Source organism: Tannerella forsythia, from assembly GCF_001006485.1.
GTDB lineage: Bacteria > Bacteroidota > Bacteroidia > Bacteroidales > Tannerellaceae > Tannerella > Tannerella forsythia.
Genome location: NZ_JUET01000088.1, coordinates 1 through 2,388 on the forward strand (window position 1 = coordinate 1; position 2,388 = coordinate 2,388).

The 2,388-nt window shown below is 49.8% G+C and carries 1 protein-coding gene; it reads left to right on the forward strand.

Translation table 11 applies throughout. The annotated features are described in order from the left end of the window. On the forward strand, positions 1-2,296 hold a 2,296-nt coding region (locus Tanf_RS08880), incomplete at its 5' end, for a T9SS type A sorting domain-containing protein (RefSeq protein ID WP_046825620.1). Positions 2,297-2,388 lie beyond the last annotated feature (92 nt).

Here is a 2,388-nt window from a genome sequence, read left to right on the forward strand (position 1 = left end):
CTTCGGTATCGGTTATGAATTAGATGGCGGTAATCCTCCAGCAACTCCTAATCCGACGCACTATACCATCGAAACGTTGCCGGAGAAAGTTCAGCATGCACCGACGAAAGCCGGTTATACCTTTGTTGGCTGGACCAACGATCGTTTTGCACCGACGACCCAGATGACGGTAGATATTCCGCTGAAGGATGCTGCCGGACACTATACCCAGGATTCGCTGACGTTCTACGCTCATTGGCACCAAAAGATTGTGGTTGATACGGTAACCTGCGAAGGTCCGCTTAGACTCAAAGGCATGCCCGGTGCGAAGAGCTATAAATGGGAATATCTTGTGTCGGCTACGGAAAAGAAAGAAGTAGGGAATGCTCAGCACTTTGATGCTGAGAAATCGGGTACGTATGTTTTGACGACCGACTATGGTACGGTAAATGTCCAAGACACCTTCAAAGTACTGTTTGCATTCGAAGGAAAGCAGGAACTCAAAAACAATAAGCATATTCCGGCCAAGATCGGAAGAAAGCAGGAGTTTTATGTTAAAATGGATACGGTAGGCCGTAACGTAAGTTACAAATGGTCCTTGACAGAAGGCGATACGACTCATTCGATGAAGGGAGACTCTTTGTATGTTGTGTTCCGAACTTCAGGAAAGAAAGAAGTCGGCGTAGAAATAACGGTTACGCTTCCGAGCGGTCTGATATGTAAGAAAGTACTCTCTGCTTCGATTGTTATCAGCGAGAAGTATAACGGCTTCTTTGTCGACCAGCATGTACAGGGTGGCCGTGAAGACGGTTCGTCGTGGGCCAATGCTTACCGTCGCATAGAGCAGGCTCTTGATAAGGCGCGTGCCGGCGACTGCGTATGGGTAGCACGTGGTGTCTATACTCCGCCGACCGGTAAGTCATATGAAATGAAATACGACAGTGTAGAGGTGTACGGCGGTTTCGGCGCGTGGGAAAGCTATCTGCATGAACGGGTGTTCGCCTCGAACCAGACGATTGTTCGACGCAGCGACAACGGTTCTTCGGTGATTGTGATTGAAGGAAGCAAAGGCATGCGCTGGGATGGCTTTACGATTGAACAAGGACAAGCGACACAAGGTGGCGGTATCCTGAACAAGAACGGTCAGGTAACGATAGCCAACTGTATCATCCGGAACAATCGCGCCGATCAGGGCGGTGGAATATATAACGGCAATGGTGGCGATGCAGTCATCTTCAATACGGAGATTAGCGGCAATACGGCTACCGATGGTGCCGGGATGTATAACCATTCCGCTCATCCGCGTTTGACCAATGTAACGATTAGCGGGAACCTCGCATCGAACCAGGGCGGTGGTCTCTACAACGACGGATCGAATCCGGAGGTTCGTAATACGATTCTCTGGGGGAACCGTGCCGCCAAATTCCCGAATGTGTCGAATACGGGAAGTACGCCGATGTTCAGCTTCAGCTTGATCGAAAAAGACCGTGCCGGCTGGGATGTTGCGCTGGGCTCGGATCAAGGCGGTAATATAGACGGCAGCCCCGTATTCAGAAAGAGAGGCTTTGATGAGAGTGGTGCTATGCGTGAAGGCGACTACCGTTTAGGAGCCAATAGCGCTGCAGAAAATCAGGGGTTGAATCGTTATGTCTATGTAGAGAAGACCCGTGATGCACACCTTCCTACGTTAAATGAAAGCGAATATCACAGTGGCTTCCCGTATGATCTGTCAGGGATGAATCGCATCATCGAAGACCGTGTAGATATCGGCGCCTATGAATATGCACCTGATATAACCTTCCCGAAGGTTTCCCGCGAGATTGTGATTCCGACGGTCAAAGGGTTGACCTTCCAACCGACTCCGGGTATCCATTATGTGAATACGGGAGATGACTTTACGTTCAGCGTGAAAGAAGAAGAGTCCGGAAGCGCGCTGAAGGCCGGAGAAAAGAAACGTTTGATAGAACGTCTTAAAATTACGACGGGTGATCCGATTCGCGACAAAGACGGCATTGAGATGACGGAGAACGAAGACGGTTCGGTGACGGTTAAACTGATTAAAGTGACCGAAGGTATCACGTTGACCGTAGACCCGCATGCTAACTCATCGGCGGTCGTTACGGGCGAAAAAGTATGGTCGTACAAAGATCAGGTGCTGTTGAGCGTGAAAGCCTCTACGGACGTTCGCATCTACGATCTCGAAGGCCGGTTGGTCGATGCCCGCAAGGTCAATGCCGGTGAGACATCCATTGCTCTTCCGCAAGGCATCTATCTTGTTCGTATCGCCGATCGAAGCTATAAGGTGATTCTTCGGTAATCCGGAGAGTTGATCCTCTTGGTGAGGCGTAAATTATTCAAAAACGGCTGCCCTTTTCAGTATCGAAAACGGCAGCCGTTTTTGCGTAAAAA